This is a genomic window from Paenibacillus sp. FSL L8-0641 (assembly GCF_038006265.1).
GTDB classification, from domain to species: Bacteria; Bacillota; Bacilli; order Paenibacillales; family Paenibacillaceae; genus Paenibacillus; species Paenibacillus polymyxa_D.
On record NZ_JBBOUW010000001.1, the window covers coordinates 740,188 to 759,944 of the forward strand.

Annotated in this window: 12 protein-coding genes and 1 pseudogene; 10 read left to right on the plus strand and 3 right to left on the minus strand. The window is 43.6% G+C overall.

The genetic code is table 11. The annotated features are described in order from the left end of the window. Window positions 1-5: 5 nt before the first annotated feature. Window positions 6-1,487, plus strand: a complete 1,482-nt coding sequence (locus tag MKY16_RS03275; protein WP_340954108.1) for a glycoside hydrolase family 32 protein — start codon at window positions 6-8, stop codon at window positions 1,485-1,487. Window positions 1,488-2,138: 651 nt separating this feature from the next. Beyond that, complete coding sequence (locus MKY16_RS03280; RefSeq protein ID WP_039270457.1) at window positions 2,139-2,564, plus strand: MarR family winged helix-turn-helix transcriptional regulator; 426 nt, start codon at window positions 2,139-2,141, stop codon at window positions 2,562-2,564. Between the two features lie 271 nt (window positions 2,565-2,835). Here the strand turns inward: MKY16_RS03280 and MKY16_RS03285 are convergent. Then, window positions 2,836-3,812: pseudogene (locus MKY16_RS03285) on the minus strand (bile acid:sodium symporter family protein). Window positions 3,813-3,927: 115 nt separating this feature from the next. After that, on the minus strand, window positions 3,928-4,809 hold the full coding sequence (locus MKY16_RS03290) for an AraC family transcriptional regulator (RefSeq protein WP_165148193.1): 882 nt from the start codon (window positions 4,807-4,809) through the stop codon (window positions 3,928-3,930). A gap of 137 nt (window positions 4,810-4,946) precedes the next feature. Between MKY16_RS03290 and MKY16_RS03295 the strand changes: the two genes are divergently transcribed. Genes MKY16_RS03295 through MKY16_RS03305 form a run of 3 tightly spaced genes read left to right on the plus strand, consistent with a single transcriptional unit; the run spans window position 4,947 to window position 11,961 of the window. Beyond that, window positions 4,947-8,303 carry a DUF5107 domain-containing protein gene (locus MKY16_RS03295; protein WP_340884258.1) on the plus strand — a complete coding sequence of 1,119 codons (3,357 nt, stop codon included), beginning with the start codon at window positions 4,947-4,949 and terminating at the stop codon, window positions 8,301-8,303. After that, on the plus strand, window positions 8,296-9,582 hold the full coding sequence (locus MKY16_RS03300) for a cellulase-like family protein (protein ID WP_340884261.1): 1,287 nt from the start codon (window positions 8,296-8,298) through the stop codon (window positions 9,580-9,582). Before MKY16_RS03295 ends, MKY16_RS03300 begins: the two co-directional genes overlap by 8 nt. 21 nt (window positions 9,583-9,603) lie before the next feature. Continuing rightward, the gene (locus MKY16_RS03305) at window positions 9,604-11,961 is read left to right on the plus strand and encodes a beta-galactosidase (RefSeq protein WP_340884262.1); all 2,358 of its coding nucleotides are present in this window, start codon (window positions 9,604-9,606) and stop codon (window positions 11,959-11,961) included. Between the two features lie 113 nt (window positions 11,962-12,074). On the opposite strand, the gene MKY16_RS03310 is transcribed toward MKY16_RS03305, so the two are convergent. Next, complete coding sequence (locus tag MKY16_RS03310; protein WP_340884263.1) at window positions 12,075-13,058, minus strand: glycoside hydrolase family 5 protein; 984 nt, start codon at window positions 13,056-13,058, stop codon at window positions 12,075-12,077. Between the two features lie 474 nt (window positions 13,059-13,532). On the opposite strand from MKY16_RS03310, the gene MKY16_RS03315 reads away from it, so the two are divergent. The 5 genes from MKY16_RS03315 to MKY16_RS03335 all read left to right on the plus strand — a co-directional run bounded on the left by MKY16_RS03315 (window position 13,533) and on the right by MKY16_RS03335 (window position 19,588). After that, on the plus strand, window positions 13,533-14,099 hold the full coding sequence (locus tag MKY16_RS03315) for a 5' nucleotidase, NT5C type (RefSeq protein WP_165148205.1): 567 nt from the start codon (window positions 13,533-13,535) through the stop codon (window positions 14,097-14,099). Between the two features lie 121 nt (window positions 14,100-14,220). Beyond that, on the plus strand, window positions 14,221-15,015 hold the full coding sequence (locus tag MKY16_RS03320; protein WP_069010920.1) for a Nif3-like dinuclear metal center hexameric protein: 795 nt from the start codon (window positions 14,221-14,223) through the stop codon (window positions 15,013-15,015). A gap of 79 nt (window positions 15,016-15,094) precedes the next feature. Continuing rightward, complete coding sequence (locus tag MKY16_RS03325; protein WP_029515897.1) at window positions 15,095-17,449, plus strand: glycoside hydrolase family 2 TIM barrel-domain containing protein; 2,355 nt, start codon at window positions 15,095-15,097, stop codon at window positions 17,447-17,449. 193 nt (window positions 17,450-17,642) lie between these two features. After that, window positions 17,643-18,299 (plus strand): ArsR/SmtB family transcription factor, encoded by a 657-nt coding sequence (locus tag MKY16_RS03330; RefSeq protein ID WP_029515896.1) that lies wholly within the window; start codon window positions 17,643-17,645, stop codon window positions 18,297-18,299. 5 nt (window positions 18,300-18,304) lie between these two features. Beyond that, a complete protein-coding gene (locus MKY16_RS03335) occupies window positions 18,305-19,588 on the plus strand; it encodes an MFS transporter (RefSeq protein WP_069010922.1) in 1,284 nt (427 codons plus the stop codon). Window positions 19,589-19,757: the final 169 nt, after the last annotated feature.

Here is a 19,757-nt window from a genome sequence, read left to right on the forward strand (position 1 = left end):
GAAAGATGAACACATATAATAACAATACGAAGCAAGCTGAGGAAGCATTGAAACAGGCAGAAGCGAAAATGAACAAGCGGTACCGATTAGGTTATCATATTATGGCACCAGCAAACTGGATTAACGACCCAAATGGATTAATTCAATTCAAAGGTGAATATCACGCCTTCTATCAGCATCATCCTTATGATGAGAACTGGGGCCCAATGCATTGGGGCCACGTGAAGAGTAAAGACCTTGTACATTGGGAGCATTGTCCGATTGCATTAGCGCCTGGAGATGCGTGTGACCTTGATGGTTGCTTCTCAGGAAGCGCAGTAGATAATAACGGCGAACTGACATTGATCTATACTGGTCATCACTATATTGATCAACCAAACAATATCTTTTTCCAAAATCAAAATGTGGCAGTAAGCACAGATGGCATTCATTTTACAAAACTAAGGCAGAATCCCGTAATCGCTGAACCTCCGACTGATAGCTCACAGCATTTCCGTGATCCGAAGGTATGGAAGCATGAGGATACATGGTACATGATCCTAGGTAACAGCACGAAAGAAGATCTGCCGCGTGTTATTCTATATACATCTCCTGATCTTAGGACTTGGACCTATCATGGTGTGCTTCTGCAGGGAGATAAGAATATGGGCTTCATGTGGGAGTGCCCTGATTTTTTTGAACTGAACGGTAAGCATATATTTATGTTCTCCCCACAAGGTATTGATGCGCAAGGAGATAAGTACAATAACTTGTTCCAGACGGGATATTATGTTGGCGAATATAATTATGATAGTAATGAATATAAGCATGGAGAGTTCATCGAGTTGGATACTGGTCATGACTTCTATGCTGTTCAAACTTTTCTAGATGATCAAGGTCGCCGCATAGCGCTTGGTTGGATGGATATGTGGGAATCGGATATGCCGACGAAAGCAGACGGCTGGTGTGGAGCAATGACGATCCCACGTTTAATTACGTTGGGTGACAATAATAAAGTACTGATGACTCCAGTTGAAGAAATGAAGTTACTTCGTCAAAGTAAACATGTTTTGTATCAATATGGCGCTATTTCTGGAAGTTACTTCAAGGAAGTTGAAGAAGACTTGCTTGAAGTTAAGGTAGTGTTCGACCTCACGAAGTCAAGTGCAGACCTGGTAGGCTTGAAGTTTCGTGGAACAGGTCGAGAAGAAACGGTTATCACATATTCTATTCCGGAGCAGAAACTAATGCTTAATTGTTCTAAATCAGGTAAAAAGACAGATGGAGTACGTCAAACAGCCTTCAATGCTGAGGGACAGCTGACATTGCATGTATATCTGGATCGTTCATCCATTGAAATGTTTGCGAATGAAGGGCAAGCTACGATGACAAGTCGCATCTATCCGGGTGAGAAATTGCTAGGCATAGAAATCATAACAGAGGGTGGAGAGGCGCTAGTAAATGGGCTGACATATTGGAAATTGAAAGATATATGGCAAGCTGAATAACTCAATGAAAAGATTGCAGTTCATATTATGTATACAGTAAAAGGATATGGAATCTATATATATCTTGATAGAGTGGTTGAAGGGGGAAATTCCCAAGGGACTGGTTCGAGAAGTCTTCAGGGTTCAGGCCAAGAGTTTTATTTGCAAAGTTCACCTTATTAAGTTGCTTTGAAACAAAAACAATTAAAAATAACACTAACAAGACGACACTGGATATGCAGTGTCGTCTTTTTGAAAGGCTACATGTGAAAATTGGTTGTCTGACTTCCTTTTGCTACGATCTACGTTGTTCTTCCATTTCGTCATGATGTTGTTACCGCTCACTTTGAAAATGCTATTCCTTTACATTCAACAGGTCGATTATGGTTAGATATCACCATGATTGACCTGTTTTTTGCTATCTTCACTTTCTCACATTATATAAGCTTAATTGCAGCAATGTATGTACATAGGAAGATAGTTAGGGTGGACTACTGTCAATAAAATCGACACTCTGAAACGAGAATCATTATGCTGCATTTGCATGCTGGTTCGGTGACGACGGATTGTAATATTCAAAATAGGTTATGGGTTTTGACCATTCCATTTAAGCTTGTTACAATAGGATAAACTTACTGGAAATACTTCAATATAGAATGGTGTGGTCTAAACTTGCAACATGAAAACGAACTTTTGGATGTATGGTTGTCTTTGTCTCACATCCATTCCACTTTAAATGATAAGTTAGAACAAGCCCTGCTACAAAATTATGATTTATCTTTGAAGGAGTTTTATGTTTTAGGTTTTATATCCAATTCCGAGGAAAAAAAATTACGACTGCAGCAACTTCAAGAATTGGTGGGATTAAGTCAAAGTGCGACATCGAGACTCGTAGTGAGAATGGAAGCCAAAAACTGCGGGGCTTTACAAAGACATACATGCGAGGATGATCGACGAGGTGTGTATACTCGGATTACGGAATTTGGTGAAAATAAATTCCAGCGTGCACTTCAAACCTTTAATCAGGTGTTACAATCAGAACTTCAGAAAGATGGAGTGAAGTCACAATTTCAAAATCTTACGCAAAAGCTGTTTTAGACTTTGCGACCTGTGTATATCGTTCTTAGTTTCCTTAGGGTAATATATGGCTTGAACGTTGTGCCGCGAAAGGCTCTTTACGGAAGCTAAGTTTATTACCCTACACGATTCAATAGTAATGTTATGAAGTGGAAAGTGACCATTTACATGATTGTGCATGCATATTTGAATTAGACTTTCAACCATGTACGTATAGAAACGCCCTTCCGAAACTAACTCCTCCTCATAAGGAGGAGTTTTATCATCTGGAACCACCGCTAACCCCCTTTGCTTAAGAAACAGAGGCCGTATTGCGCTTTTCCTTGGCGTTGCCGCGGTCGCGACGACTCAGCAGAAACCCGACCAGAGATGCTGTGGATTGTTGGAAAATCATCCCCAGTACAACGGGCAATGCTACCGGGGCCGGGAAATAGGTGATGGCAAGCACGGCTCCCGCGCTAATATTGCGCATGCCGCCGTTAAAGACAAGCGCCGTACGGTCTGCATTATTCCACCGCATCAGTCCTGATATCAGATAACCGATCGCATATCCAGTGGAGGCAAGGACGATTATGGATAGGCATACTCCGACAAGCTTAAGATTAAAATCGACCAGATAAGGCGCAATGACAGATCCGTTAATCATGACGACAAGAGCCATAGCCAGCTTGGAGAACGGTCCTAGCCGTGGTCCCCATACCTGCTTGATCTTCCCTTTGGTCCATTCGTTCAACACCATGCCGATTAGCGAAGGAACGACAATCATCCAGAATAGGCTCTGCATCATCGCCCAGGTATCGAGCTGCACATCCGCTCCGATCAGTAGGGACATGATGCCCGGCACGGCAAATGGGGCCAAAATCGTATCAATTAAAATGATCGCCAATGTCAGCGCTGTATTGCCTTTATATATGTTGACCCACACGAAGCTGGAAATGCCCGTGTAGGGATAGCTGCACCAAGAATAAGTCCAGTAATCGTGTAAGGATCATCACTGAAGGCCAGATGTCCCAGCATCATGGCGAGAAGCGGCATGGCCAGGTGAAGAATAAACAGACAGGCGATCAGCGGACCAGGATGCTTGATCACATGGACAAAATCCTTAAACCCCATACTGATGCTGCCCGCGAAGGTCATGAATGCAAACAGCCAGGGAGAGAGTTTGGTATATTCTGACAACGGCGTACCGATTAGGACGCCAATTAGAATGCTGATTGGTGTAATTAGCGGCATAGCTGCATTTAGTCTACGATTCAACGTGAGGAGCATACAAAACTTCCTTTTTTAACCTTAAGTATAGACCTTGCACCCGTGATTCGTAAATGATCTGTGACCTTGCGGTAGCCCGATAGAAGCAAATTTGAACGCTCCTGATGAACATAGATTAACCCTTCAAATTATTTCGATATTCCAAAGGAGAGCAGCCCATTATTTTTTTGAATAGTCTGGAGAAGTAGTAAGGGTCCCTAAAACCGAGTTGTATGCTAACTTCTTTAATAGAGGCATTCGTCAAATCCAAAAGCTGACTGGCCCTCTGTATCTTCATTCTTAAATAGTAATCGACAGGAGAGTAGCCGGTGGATTGCTTGAATATCAGGTTCAGATGCTGCTTGGATACCTGAACATGCCGACTAAGCTGCTCAAGCGAAACGGTGGATTCCAATTGTTCACTCATATAGCGTGTTGCCTTATCCACATGACTCTGGTACGTACTGTCTTCCTTGCGAAATGCAACCGATACAACAAAACTCAGCAGATAACGGACAGTTTGCGATACTTGAACTAAATGTATAATGGAGTATGATTTATTCAATAAAAGGTCGTAACACTGATGAAATAGCTCCAGTAGTTTGACTCCATCACTGGCAGATATCGAAATATACGTTTTAAAAGGCTCAAACAATGCTATAAAATCATCCATTTGGTCCCCTTTAAGATGAAACCAGTAAATTGTCCAAGGATCTCTATCGTCAGCCCCATAAGCATGCGGCATGTCCCTGGGAATGTACGCAAAGCCTCGCTCTGTCATGTCAATCGTTAGGCCATCCTTTGTTCGTATCCAACCTTTTCCGCTGGTACAGTAGATGAATATATGAGAGTCACATCCGTGCATTCTTTCACGAAAATGATGGCGGGCATGGCTGAAGCAGCCTATATCCGTAATATATAGATTTTTTGTAAGCGGATTCATATTTAATTTATCCAGTATATAGGGTGGAACGACATATAACTTTTCACCCTCAAATCCATCAGCTTTCTTATTCATAATCTATCCATCTCCTAGCCTTAGGCGGCTCTAATGATGAAATACGTATATAGTCCATCATAAACAGTGGATTGTCAATTGTCTGTAATGTCGCTTACTTGTAAGCTCAGAATCATAAGAGCAACTATGAGGGAGTGATGGAATTGAGCATTTTTGACGCTAAGGCACGCGTGTGGGAGCAAACCGTGCAGATCCCCACGTATGGAATTGGCAAACCCGAGAAAAATCCAATGTTTCTGGAGAAACGTGTCTATCAGGGGAGTTCCGGTCGAGTGTATCCGCATCCGGTCATTGATAAAATTGAGGATGAGAAGAAACTTGAAAATTACCAAATGGTTTTTCTGGAAAATAAATATTTGCGCATTGAGATCATGCCAGAGCTGGGAGGCCGCATTTATCGTGCGGTCGACAAGACCAACGGTTATGATTTTGTTTATTATAACAGGGTCATCAAACCAGCGCTTGTGGGCTTATTGGGGCCGTGGATATCTGGAGGTATTGAGTTCAACTGGCCGCAGCATCACCGTCCCAACACTTACGGACCCGTTGAATACAAGTTGGAAGAACATGGCGACGGAAGCGCAACGGTATGGGTGAGCGAAATTGATCGTATGTTCGGCACGAAAGTAACAGCTGGTTTTACACTTCAACCGGATAAAGCATACCTTAAAGTGGGGGCCCAGCTATACAACCGAACTGCCGAGCCTCAAACATTTCTATGGTGGGCCAATCCAGCCGTAGCGGTACATGATCACACGCAATCTGTTTTTCCTCCAGACGTATCAGCCGTGTTCGACCATGGAAAGCGAGATGTATCCCGTTTCCCGATTGCTACAGGCACTTATTATAAAATGGATTATTCTGAAGGCGTAGATATCTCCCGATACAAAAATATTCCTGTTCCCACTTCATATATGGCCTATAAATCGGATTACAATTTCATAGGTGGTTACGACCATATGAAACAAGCTGGGCTTTTGCATGTGGCCAACCATCACATCTCTCCCGGGAAAAAGCAGTGGACATGGGGAAATGGCGAATTCGGCCAAGCTTGGGACCGCAATCTAACAGATGAAGACGGCCCCTACATCGAGTTGATGACGGGAGTGTATACCGATAATCAACCAGATTTCACTTGGCTTCAGCCGTATGAAGAAAAGACGTTCTCACAGTATTTTATGCCTTACAAACATATTGGTATGGTCAAAAACGCTTCAATTGACGCAGCCGTTAGTTTGGAATTAAATCGCAGCGAAGGGACAGCACAGATTGGAGTCTATGTGACTTCGTCATTTCGTGAGGCTGTTGTGGAATTAAGCAGTCAGCGGAAAGTTTATATCCAAGAAACCTTAGATCTGACACCTAATAAGGCCTTTATACAGAAGACAGTTATTTTGGCTGAGGATGAGGAATATGAGCTATGCTTAACTGTCAAAGACGCGACCGGAAGGGAGCTGATTAGTTACCAGCCGAAGAAAAGGGAAGTTGAACAGATGCCGGCTGCTGCTGCCCCCTTGCCGGAACCGGAGGAATTAAGAACGAACGAAGAATTGTATTTAGCAGGACAACATTTGGAGCAATATCGTCATGCTACCTTTGAACCTGAGGCGTACTATCTTGAGGGCCTGAAAAGAGATAAAAATGACAGCCGTGTAAATGTGGCATATGGTACGTTGCTTCTTCGTAGAGGATTGTATTCAGAAAGTGAAGAGTGCTTTCGTAAAGCCATCTCGCGGGTAACCTGGCGTAACTCTAATCCCTATGATGGTGAGGCCTACTACCAGCTTGGTTTGTCGCTAAAACACCAAGAGCGGATGGATGAGGCGTTCGCTGCATTTTATAAATCAGTATGGAGTGCGGCATGGCAAGACAGCGGGTATTTCTCACTGGCACAGATTGCAACAGAACAAGGGAACTATGAAGAAGCCCTGGAACTCGTGGAGCGCTCAATAATCCGAAATGCTCGCAATTACAAGGCACGCAACCTGAAGTCGGCTATTCTTCGTAAGCTTGGCAACTACGAAGCGGCAATAGCCTTTTCCAAGGAAACGATGAAGCTCGATATCGCCGATTTTGGAGCTTACCGTGAGCAAGCATTATCTTTAGAGGCTCTCGGGTTACGAGATGATGCTAAAACGGTCTTTGAAGAGCTGGAAAAATGGATGCGTGGAGATGTGCACAACTATATAGCGGTAGCATCGGACTATGCGGCGGCAGGACTCTATGAGGATGCAGCATGTGTGCTGGAAGAAGCTCCAGAGCAGGCAAAAACATACCCTATGCTGTATTACGTTCAGGCCTTCTGCTATGCTAAAATCGGCAAGCCTGAGCAGGTGAACAATGCTCTCGCTCAGGCCGCAGATGCAGTACCCGATTACTGCTTTCCTAACCGTCTGTTTGAGTTGGATGTGTTACAATTTGCAATTCGAACAAGACCGAAGGATGACAAGGCGCATTATTACTTAGGTAATTTACTCTATGATAAGAAACGGCATCGGGATGCCATTTCCAGCTGGGAAACGTCTCGTTCCATTGACGATACTTCCCCCGTTGTACACCGTAATCTTGCTCTTGGATATTTTAACAAACAAGGCCAAGTAGAGAAGGCTCGCCATTCGTTAGAGCAGGCCTTTGCGTGCAATACTTCAGACGCACGTATTCTTTATGAGCTTGACCAGCTGTATAAGAAGCTGAACATCAAGCCCAACGACAGATTGAATCTAATGGAGAGTTATCCGGGAATCATAAAGCTTCGCGATGATCTGTTTTTAGAATATGTAACCGTTCACAATACGATGAAGCAGCATAAGATAGCGTTGTCCTTGCTGACAGGGAGAATATTTCATCCATGGGAAGGCGGAGAGGGGAAGGTAACGGGACAGTATAGGCTGGCCAAGGTAGAGCTTGCCAAGTCCGACCTGAGGTCTGGGCGGATTGAACAGGCTGTAAAGGGGCTGCGGGAGGCTTTAGTGTATCCAGAGAATCTTGGCGAAGGTAAGCTAGAGGGTTCCCAAGATAATGATATCTATTATTATTTGGGCTGCGCGTACGAGCTATTGAAATTAACAGATGAGGCAAGACAGGCCTTTTCCACGGCCTCTCAAGGACTGGGGGAACCCATTAACGCCATGTATTATAACGATCAACAGCCAGATATGATATTTTACCAAGGATTGGCCTGGCAGAAACTTGGTTATGTGAAGGAAGGCAAGCGTCGATTTAACAAGCTCATAGATTACGCCGATAGGCACTTGTTCGAACCCGTGAAAATAGATTACTTCGCGGTCTCGTTACCCGACTTTCTCATCTTTGAAGATGACCTGAATATTCGTAATCAGGTTCATTGTACTTATATGAAAGCACTTGGTTTGCTTGGATTAGGGCGGCAGGACGAAGCTATCTTACATTTTGAATCGGTGCTTAAGCTGGAAGCCAACCATCAAGGAGCATTGAACCATATGGATTGGAGCTGGGAGGGGAAATCAATTGAGTAATCTCATGAGAAATGTACCGCGCAAATTGACGATCACGATGTGGGACTTCTCTTGGTATACCATGACGCAGGAAGGTGAGCCCTATAGCGATCTGGAAGCCCGTTTTAAAGAAGCGGTCGAAAGAGGCTACAATACGATCCGAATATGTGCTATGCCATTCATGTTGTTTACAGCGGATGGCAAACGCCCCGGACCCTTGGAGTTTGCTAACCTTGGGGAAGTAGGCCAGCGTACGCGTTGGTATAACTGTCGTGGAGGCGCATTACTGGACGGGCATGCTCATTTGCTCGAACTGTTCAAACAAGCAAAGGCTCATAACTGTTACATTATGTTATCCTCTTGGGAATATCAGCAGAGTCCCAGCTTTCTGGCTCATGCTGAGCTTAGAGATAAATTAGCTGCAATTCCTCCTAAGGGGAGATTCATGGCCATTGCAAAATCAATGGATCAGTTGATCCGTTTCGTCACAGCAGAAGGCTACAGGAGTCAGATCATCTATACAGAGCTGCATAATGAATTGGAATTTGGGCAGTTAAACGCCGTCGGAACGTCTGAAGGCATAGCTGAAACGAATGTACCGGCGCTTATTGAAGCCATGCAGCCCTACGTAGAAGAAGCGATAGAATATCTTCGCCAATGTCATCCGGATATCATGATGACGGCCAGCTATACGTTAAATGAAGCCTACCCCAAAGCTTACGTCGCGCGCAATATGCAGGTGGCCCATTTTCACCTCTATATTAAAGGGGTGCTCAATGAGCTTATGGAAGCGGCAGCGCTTTATGATGAGTTGGCGCCGTTCCCCAATCCATTCGTACAATCCCTATTAAGAGAAGACGCTCCTCCATTTACAAAATGGACCCTGCCTCCGGGGCAGAATTGGCGGATGGAAGGCAATCCAGTCGGCATGAGACTTATTTATTTGCACGACTGGGTAGATCCCGATCAATGGGATTTATTTTTGTACGATCGGTATGGAGACCATAAAATGGCCATGTTGCAGAAGGCCGACACCCGATTGGAAGAGATTCATGAATGGACTCGTCATTCCGGCATTCCAATTGTCATAGGAGAAGGTTATGTAGGCTACACGCCGCTGCATGGCCAATTTGAAGAAGGCCCAGTCGGCAAATTTATCGCTGAATATGTGTTGCGAAAAGGAATGGCACTTGGGTTCTGGGGAATGACCCTCTGTTCTAACTGCGCTCCCCATCATCCATTCTGGAATGATATCGCTTGGCAGCGCAAGTGGAACCAATTTATCCTGAATTCAGATTAACGAGTGAGGGGAGTGAACTCCATGAGAAACTATCGAGTTGCGGTTAAAGACGATCAGAAGCATATTGTTAAAGGACATATCAAACTTGGCGGCACCAACCCAAAAGGAGAGGAGATCGGATTCACCAACTATTTTATGGAGAAGGACGGAGAGCCCTTTTTCGGTATTTGTGGTGAATTCCATTATGCCCGTTATGATGAACGCTATTGGGAAGACGAAATTATTAAAATAAAAATGGGCGGCGTAAACATCATTGCCACTTATATTTTTTGGAACCTACATGAAGAAGTTGAAGGTGTTTTTAATTGGAGTGGGAACAAGAATCTTCGTCGTTTCATCGAGTTGTGCGGCAAACATCAGGTATACTCCATCATTCGGATCGGTCCCTTTGATCATGGGGAAATTCGAAACGGCGGTATGCCAGATTGGTTATTCGGTCGACCATTTGAGGTTCGTTCTAATGATGAGGGGTATCTGTTCTATACAAGAAGATTGTATAACGAAATCGGTAGCCAGGTTAAAGGGCTGTTATATAAGGAGGGGGGGCCGATTATCGGCACCCAAATCGAAAACGAGCATCATCATTCATCTGCCCAGTGGGCATTGACTGTAGGAATTAATGATATGTGGCTAAACAGTGGAAGTGACGGTAACTCGCATATGTTAAAACTTAAAGAAATAGCTCTGGAAGCGGGGATTGATACTCCGATCTATACGTGCACAGGATGGGGAGGAGCAACAACTCCTGTACCTGATATGCTGCCGTTATGGGGCGGGTATGCCTATTGGCCATGGATCTACTACGAAGAGGGACGTTTGGAGGGGATGGACGAGCATCCTGCGACACCGGAATACATTTTCCGCGACAAGCATAATAACAAGATTCCAGAGAGTTACAATTTCGAGCCTCAATACGCACCTGAAGACTATCCGTACGCTTGCTGTGAAATGGGTGGCGGCATGGTTCAGTTTTATAAATATCGGTTCGCATTTCCCTACCGCAGTGTTCCAGCAATGACTGTCATGAAGGTTGCAGAAGGCTGTAATCTGATCGGATATTACATGTATCATGGGGGTTCCAATCCTCGGGGTAAGGTTAACCCGTTCACCAATGATCTAGCCACCCCCAAAATCTCCTATGATTTCAACGCCATGATCGGCGAATTCGGTCAAGTAAGGGAATCGTACCATAGAACAAAGCTGCAGCATTACTTTTTTTCAACGTTCCAAAAGCAATTCTCACTAACAAAGACTATTCTGCCAGGGGATACGTCCCAGATGGACCCTTATGATGTGGATACGTTACGATATGCAGTGCGATCCAGTGCTGGATCGGGTTATCTGTTTCTAAATAATTTCCAAGACCATGTCGAAAATGACGACCTGTGCGATTTTAATGTGTGCATTGAACTGCCCGAGGAAACGATTGTAATCCCTAGTCAAGGTGAGCTGATGTTAGGACGTGAAAGTTTCGCTATATTGCCATTTAACTTTAATTTAGATGGAATGAAGCTCAAATATGCTACGGTACAGCTGATAACAAGGATAGAAGAAGATGGAGAAGTATACTACTTTTTCTTTGTACCAGAGGGGATGAAGGGAAGATATGAAATTGAGTCAAAAGATATCATCAGTGCCACAATCGACAAAGGCTCGATAGAGCAGTTGGATGGGAACACGATCATTAAGGTTGCTGAAGAGGACGATAGTCTCATCCATCTGGTATCTGAAAGTGGCAAAAAAGTTGCCATCTACACGATGACTGATGAGCAAAGTCTTACATTTTGGAAGGTAAACATGCAAGGTCGGGACAGAGTCATTTTGACCAATGCCAATGTACTTGTATCTGAGGGCGATCTAAGGCTGGAATCGACGGATCAAGAAATGGTATCCCTGAGTGTATTCCCTGATTTCGACGCCTCGATCACATCTATTACTGGTGGAGAGCTGCTAGACATAACAGAAAACAATGTATTTAAAACGTATCGTTTAAAGGCTCCTAAGCGAGAAATTCATTTCAATTTGAAAAAAATAAATGACGATAAACTTACTATTGATTTTGAGATAGATGCCTTTCACGGAATTAAGGAAGCTCTGCTGCGTATCGATTATACTGGAGATATCGGTTATGCTTTTATGGATGGCGAACTGATCAACGATAATTTCTGCAACCATACGACCTGGGAAATAGGCTTGAAAGCATTTGAGCATCGGCTCATCGAGCAAGGGTTGTACGTATATGTTTCCCCAATACGAAAAGGTAAGGTTCTCAACAGCAATACGACTATGGCTGGCTGGAAAGAGACGGCAAAGGAACGTATCGTAGATATCGGCGCAGTCAGCATCGTGCCTGTGTATGAAATTCGACTCACCGTATAACCCAGGAAGTGTAAGTTCAGAGACGCACAGTGGGTACTTTTAGTATAAAGTATAAAAATGTAAAAGCTCATGGTCGTTCAACCATGAGCCTTTTTTACTTTCTGATAGTACGTTTAGTAGATACCAGCCTTTTTCGATGTTTCTTTGATCCCGTTGCTTCCGTTAACTACAGTTTTCCCCCAATCCGTCAGATTGCCATTAGGTCCTGTTACAAGATCAAGGTAGGAAAGATTGGAACTATTACCATACCAGGACCAGGCTAACCAGCCTACTCCTTTGGATTGACCGTATCTCATGATTTCTGTCTCGTCGACGTCTGCTCCCTGGTGGTAACCGCCAAATTCGCCAATAATCAGAGCGAGTCCTTGATTCAGAACGTTATCAATATTGGTTCGAACAGTTTGAACATCTTTACCAGCGAACTCATACATATGGATGGAAAATACCGTATTCTTCAAAGAATCAGCTGCGAATACAGATTTACCAAAGTCATTGATAGATTGAGGATATTGTCCCCATCCGGCACAATCGACGATGAGTGTATTTTTGATACCTGCGTTTCTCAGCTTGGGAATCGCTTGCTTGTATCCATCAGCCCAACCACTTCCATTCCAAGAACCATACCATTCGTTCGCTATGTTTACGATAACCCGGTCTTCCTTGCCGATTAGAGCATCCTTTATGCTAATCCAGTAGTTCACAGCTGCATCCAAAGAAGCGTAGTCGTCTTTGCCCGTAGCGTCATGAACTTCAAGTACAGCAATCATTTTATGGTTGGAGACGAGAGAAATAATATTTTTCACGGAATTAATATCATCCTTGGTGTACTGGTTTCCGTTAGAAAGGACAATTCGGACAGTATTAGCACCTGTCTGGGCAATTGCCGGGATCGCTGTATAAAGATCGTTTTTGTACCATGTGTGAGCATGATTGACGCCTCTCATAACAAATGGCTTGCCTGTAGAATCATACAATTTGGTACCGCTTACATAAAATCCTGAAGCAGCTTCTACCTTGGAGAAATCTCCTCCTAAACCAATCATGATGAGCAAGCCGATCATTCCAGACAATAGTGCTTTTCTTAACAATACCTTCATTTTTATTCCTCCCTAAATATATTATTCAACCTCCTGCTATACAGAGATGAAGTTAGGTATGTAAGTGTGTAAATAGCAGTAAGCTAAACACAAAATTAAGCGCTTTCAAATATGAAAAAAGTTATTTTTGTTATTCTATCATTTGTGTTTTTGTTATTCAATCGGTTATTTTAGTTATTTTTTATGTTTTTGAAGTATAAACACATGGATGTATTATTTAAGTGCGATTTTCTGTGGTTTCATTGTATTTATTGTTTATATTTGTTTAAAATTTAGTTTATATTGATAAAAATAACCTAACTATATTTCTGTGATATTCCGGATTTGTGTAGGTTGACCTAACGTTTTGCTTGGTTAATTATTTTGAACAAAGGTGAGATCTATCGGACAGCAATACCTAAGCTTCACCGCGATATTAAATTATAGTATGATATTCTTGTGAAAAATTTTACCAGAGTGAATAGGGGCAAGCTGATGAGAAAACCAATCATTGCAGTCGATATGGACGATACCATCTGTCATCTCGTCAAACGAGCCATATACCATAACAATAGTGAATTTCCCACTCATCCGCTTCGTTATGAAGAAATGTTAGATTGGAACACGGATCATCTACGTCATCCCAAAAGCACGCATGATGTATTTTATGGGCGACCGGGTTTGTTTGAGGAACTTGAACTGTTTGACGAGTATGTTGTAGAAGAAATGGAGAAGCTTTGCAATGCTTTTGATGTCATTATTGTGACAGCAGCAGAACCTAAGACCGTCGTAGAGAAATGGAACTGGCTTCAAAGACATATGCCATTCATTCCGATCGAGAACTTTTTCCCATGTAAACGAAAGAACCTGATTAACTATGATCTCCTGATTGATGATGGTCCTCATAATTTAGTACCTGCGCTAAAGGAGGGGAAAAAGGTGCTTTGTATTCCTCATCCATGGAATCTGAGAGCAAGAGAGCAATATGAGTTCCCCGTCATGACATCCTGGCAAGGAGCAAAAGAACGAATCGACTCCATTTTAGGAGTTCTGTATAAATAATAGAATTATTCGTAAAACAGCTGGCTCCTCTGGAACTGGCTGTTTTGCTAGAAAGAATAGCGCCTATGGCTGAAATAAAATGGTACAATTGCTATGCATTATCCATGAGGAGGGAACGTGTATGACCATGACTATGGGTCTGATTGTGAATCATCTGACCAAGGGAATAAGCCTACCCCACACCACCGTAGATCTGCTGGACCCAGGATCTGTAGATACTGAGGTGCAAGGAATTGTAACCGCTTTCTCCGCTTCACAGTACGTGATAGAACAAGCTATTTCTCTAGGTGCAAATTTTATCATTACGCATGAAGGCATTTTTTATAGTCATCAGAGGATGCATGAGTGTCTACTACATGATCCGGTTTTTTCGCAAAAATCTCGCCTCATTGCCGATGCAGGTATAGGCATTTATCGGTTTCATGACACCATACATCGTTATCAACCGGATGGAGTGATGGTTGGGCTTCTTCAGGCGCTTGGCTGGCACAATTACATGGTGAAACAGCAGCCGACGGCCGCCATTTTGACTATTCCAGCTATGAAAGTTAAGGAGATCGCTGAATATATCAAAGCCAAACTACATATTCGTTATGTACGGGTGGCTGGCGAGGTTTCCATGCCATGTGAACGAGTGGGAATTTCAGTAGGATACAGGGGAGGTGGCGATCTAGCCATTCCATTATTTCTAAATGAAAATGTAGATGTAGTCATCGCCGGTGAAGGCCCAGAATGGGAAACACCAGAATATGTTAAAGATGCTGTCTATCAAGGGCACAGTAGAGCACTTATCATGCTGGGACATGCTGAAAGTGAAGCACCTGGGATGAAGTATCTCGCAGATGTACTTTCCGCCCAATTTCCGATGCTTCCCGTACACTTTATTGAAGATCACCCGGTGTTTCAAATATTGTAATGAGAACACGTTTTTTGTGATGGTCATCCAGCACTGCTGTTATATCCGTTCATCCACTTTATGAAATGGAGGCGAGATCATGGGAAGCAGAGTGATTATGCCGTTCAAAACAGACTGGAGATTTATAGAAGGAAATTACGCGGGTGCTGAGAAAATGGACTACAACGATGAGCATTGGCGGCTCCTTCATGTCCCTCATGATTGGAGCATTGAAAAGTCCTTTGATCCACATATGCTGTATGGTGGCAATCAGGCTTATTTGCCAAGATGGTCTGTCGGATGGTACAGAAAGCATTTTAATGTGAAGCCCTCCTCTCCAAAACAGCGCGTATACATACAATTTGATGGCATTCACAGTAACAGTGAGGTTTGGATCAATGGGCATTTTGTGGGCAAGCGACCCTATGGATATGTTAGCTTTCAATATGATTTGACTCCATATATTCGGTGGGATGAGGAAAATGTGATTGCCGTCAAAGTGGACAATACGATTCTTTCACCTGACAGATGGTATTCGGGGGCCGGTATTTATCGTAATGTTTGGCTGATTTGTACGGATTATATTCATATAACCGAATGGGGGACTTACATTACCACACCTGAAATTTCGCCAGATGAAGCCAAGGTGACTGTCAGAATCCAGGTCACTAATCAACACGCGCATGCCGTAGAGTGTACGATTATGACTGAAATGCTGGACCCACAGGGACAGATCCAAGGAAAAGTGGAAAACCGAGTCACTCTTTCGAGCTGTGAAACGGGGGAAATAGAGCAAAAAACGCGAGTATTAGAGCCAGAACTATGGTCACCGGACAACCCAGTGCTCTACGAAGCCCAGACGACGATCTATTGCGACAATACAGAGGTGGATCGTTATTGTACCTCTTTTGGCATAAGAGAAGTGAAGCTGGATACACAAAAAGGTTTATTTTTGAATGGGCACAGCTTAAAGCTAAAGGGAGTGTGCATTCACCATGATTTAGGCTGTCTGGGGGCTGCTTACCATGATACAGCCATGAAAAGAAGGCTGCAAAAGCTGAAGGAAATGGGCTGTAACTCGATCCGTTTTGCTCATAACCCGATGGCGCCCGAATTATTAGATTTATGTGACCAGATGGGGTTCTTGGTGGTTGATGAGGCTTTTGATAAGTGGAAATCTCTTTTCTATGAGCATTTATATGATGAGTGGTGGGAAAAAGATCTGGAGGCAATGTTGCTCAGAGACAGGAACCATCCCAGTGTTTTCATGTGGAGCGTTGGGAATGAAGTGGAAAACCAAGGGCAGCCATCCATGCTAAAAATGTTGGAGCAGCTCGTGGGTTTCTGCCATGAAAAAGACCCAACCCGATCGGTTACATATGCGCTTGAGCCGCATAATACACCGATCAGCTTGCGTGAGGGTTCGATTGAGGCCAAAGTGGAGCATACTAAGCAGCTGGCACAACGAGTGGATGTTCTGGGGTTAAACTATCAGGAGCAGTGGTATGAGCACTATAGGGCAGCCATGCCGGATATGCTTATCCTTGGAACCGAGACGTTTCCATACTATCGGGGCAAGGATAACCGGGTTAAAGGTTATTTGCTTATGAATCCCTGGTTTGATGTCGCTAATCATGATTATGTGATCGGTCAATTTGTTTGGAGTGGAATTGACTATTTGGGAGAAACGAGCTATCCCTCCAAAGGGTGGTCTTCGGGCCTGATTGATACTTGCGGATTCCGCAAACCAGTATCTTATCTCCAACAAAGCTTATGGTCTAATCAGCCTGTTGTGCACATAGCCGCATTTAACGAACATATGAAATCGGAATTTAATCCGACATGGACAATGCACTGGAAATCTCCGGCCATGGAAGATCACTGGACATTTCCTGACTACGGTGGAAAATTGATACGGTTGGTTACCTTCACCAATTGTGAGAGTGTGGAATTGATCGTGAATGATGAATTATACGGTGAGAGGAAGCTAGTGGATTACCCTAATCATTTAATCCTATGGGAGCTTCCCTATACACCGGGCAAAATCCGAGCTGTGGGTCGTAATGGAAACGAGAAGGTTTGTGAGCATGAACTGACTACTGCCGGGACTCCTTATGCTCTAAAGTTGGAGGCCGATCGGACGGTTCTACCTGCTGATGGGCATGAGATATCTCATGTGGAAGTAACCGTCATAGACCCAAACGGGATCACTGTACCTAACCAGGATGTTGAATTAACCTTTAAACTGCATGGTGATGGCCGCATCCTTGGAATAGACAATGGGGACCTCACCAGTGATGAACCCTACAAGGGGAATGAGAGACGAACACACAGAGGAAGGTGTCTTGTGGTTGTACAATCTGGGAATGTGGCTGGTGAGCTGTTGCTTCAAGCATCAGCAGATGGAGGGTTACTGGGAGGAACCAGGCTGAAAGTGGAACAAGAATATAAATGACAATTCAAGGTTGATTCAGTAAAGACATTGTATTTTAGCTTACGTATTATTGTTACTCTTGACCAGCTTCTGGGCTGGTCTTTTTTATTTTTATATATAGGTAGGTTTCAGAATTGACATAAAAATAAGAAAGTTTTATAGTTTCGGTATTAAAGAAATTAATTGAATAGTTTAATAGATGGGGTGTTTAATAGTGAACGAACGAGATTTCAAAGATGGGCTTTTCACCGAATACGCACGGATCGGAAAATGCTTGTCCAGCCCGAAAAGGTTGGAAATTCTTGATATTCTCATACAAGGACCCAAATCAGTTGAAGTTCTATCTAAAATGACTTCGATGTCCGTTGCCAATGTTTCTCAGCATCTACAAACTCTATATCAAGCTAAGTTGGTTCAATCCAAAAAGCAGGGAAACTTTGTGTATTATGAACTTTCTGATTCATCTGTTTTGCACTTTTTAAATTCACTGTATGACCTGTCTGAAAAGCAGTTAATTGAAGTTCAGCACATTAAGGAGCAATTTTTGGGTCAATTCTCGGATGTTGAAGGAGTCACAATGGAAGAATTGGCAATGCGGATGGAAAAAGGAGAGGTCACACTTCTTGATGTACGGCCGCGAGATGAATATGAAACTGCTCATATACCGGGGGCTGTTTCCGTTCCAATTGAAGAATTAGCGGAGCAGTTATCTTTGTTGCCAGCCGACTCGAAGATTGTGGCTTATTGCAGAGGCCCGTATTGCTTAATGGCGGTTAGAGCTATTGCATTGTTGCAGGCTCGTGGTTTCGAAGCTAGACACTTGGATAAGAGTGTTCATGATTGGAACGACTTTATCAGGGAAGGAAGTTAGCCTTAATGAATTTGACGAATGCTTCGCAGAAGAGGCAAGCGCTTATCAATTCCTATGCGGAATCTTCAGATAAGCAAAGAAAACTGTATCGTCGTACGCTTATCACCGTTATTTTCTCTCAAATTTTTGGAGGCGCCGGACTTGCTGCCGGAGTAACCGTTGGTGCGTTGTTGGCGCAAGATATGCTGGGTACGGATAAATTTACGGGGATTCCTGCGGCACTATTTACACTTGGTTCAGCGGCTGCAGCGCTCCTCGTTGGTCGGTTTTCCCAAAGATTCGGCCGACGAATGGGGCTGGGACTCGGTTTTATTGCAGGGGGAGTTGGGGCGATCGGTGTCGTTGTTGCAGCCCTTATGAATAGTATTACCCTGCTTCTAGTCTCCCTTCTTGTTTATGGATCGGGAACGGCTACAAATCTGCAGGCTCGTTATGCCGGTACAGATCTCGCAAGTTCAAAGCAGAGGGCAACAGCTGCGAGTATGGCTATGGTCTTTACAACGATCGGAGCGGTAGCCGGTCCCAACTTAGTTAACGTTACCGGAGAGTTTGCGTTATCCATTGGAGTTCCCAGTTTAGCGGGACCTTTTCTTTTAGCGGCGGTAGCCTATACATTAGCAGGCATAATATTATTGCTACTTCTTCATCCTGACCCTTTATTGGTGGCCAAAGCAGTTGCGAATCAGGCGGCACAAGGAAGCCAGTCGTCTTCTGATCTTGAGGCTACTCGTGATGGTAGAAAAGGAATTATTCTTGGCGCTTTAATCATGATAATAACTCAAATTGTCATGGTTGCGATTATGACGATGACTCCCGTACATATGAAGCACCATGGACATGGACTCGGCGAAGTAGGATTAGTCATCGGTTTTCATATTGGTGCTATGTATCTTCCGTCTCTAGTTACGGGTATTCTTGTCGATAAGATTGGTCGTATAGCGATGGCGATGGCTTCAGCTGTAACGCTACTTCTCGCTGGCGTAGTAGCTGCGTTGGCTCCCACTGATTCGATGGTTTTGCTTATTGTGGCGCTTTCTCTTTTAGGGATAGGGTGGAATTTTGGACTGATTAGTGGAACCGCTTTGATTGTAGATTCGACGACAATATCTAATCAAGCTAAGGTACAGGGATCGGTGGACGTACTTATTGCTTTGGCAGGAGCTTCGGGAGGAGCACTGTCCGGGATGATCGTAGCAAATTCAAGCTATTCCATACTTTCTTATGCGGGAGGAATTCTGGCGCTGGCGTTACTTCCTATCATGTTATGGATGCGTTCAAAGAGAGCATAGACTAGCAAAAAACGACCTTATGGTCGTTTTTTTGTGTTTACCTAACTGTCGGGGGGAAGCAGCCATAGTTCTCTTTTTGACAAATAGTTTGGATACGAATAGAATGACTAATTATGATATAACTTATTAAAACATTAATAAAAAGTGGTGATAAGTAGATATGTAAATG

Excerpts from the sequence above, each read along its gene's own strand:
- MKY16_RS03275 (WP_340954108.1), top strand. The coding sequence starts at position 6 with ATGAACACATATAATAACAATACGAAGCAAGCTGAGGAAGCATTGAAA.
- MKY16_RS03290 (WP_165148193.1), bottom strand. The coding sequence starts at position 4,809 with ATGAATAAGAAAGCTGATGGATTTGAGGGTGAAAAGTTATATGTCGTT.
- MKY16_RS03295 (WP_340884258.1), top strand. The coding sequence starts at position 4,947 with ATGGAATTGAGCATTTTTGACGCTAAGGCACGCGTGTGGGAGCAAACC.
- MKY16_RS03305 (WP_340884262.1), top strand. The coding sequence starts at position 9,604 with ATGAGAAACTATCGAGTTGCGGTTAAAGACGATCAGAAGCATATTGTT.
- MKY16_RS03310 (WP_340884263.1), bottom strand. The coding sequence starts at position 13,058 with ATGAAGGTATTGTTAAGAAAAGCACTATTGTCTGGAATGATCGGCTTG.
- MKY16_RS03315 (WP_165148205.1), top strand. The coding sequence starts at position 13,533 with ATGAGAAAACCAATCATTGCAGTCGATATGGACGATACCATCTGTCAT.
- MKY16_RS03320 (WP_069010920.1), top strand. The coding sequence starts at position 14,221 with ATGACCATGACTATGGGTCTGATTGTGAATCATCTGACCAAGGGAATA.
- MKY16_RS03325 (WP_029515897.1), top strand. The coding sequence starts at position 15,095 with ATGGGAAGCAGAGTGATTATGCCGTTCAAAACAGACTGGAGATTTATA.
- MKY16_RS03335 (WP_069010922.1), top strand. The coding sequence starts at position 18,305 with ATGAATTTGACGAATGCTTCGCAGAAGAGGCAAGCGCTTATCAATTCC.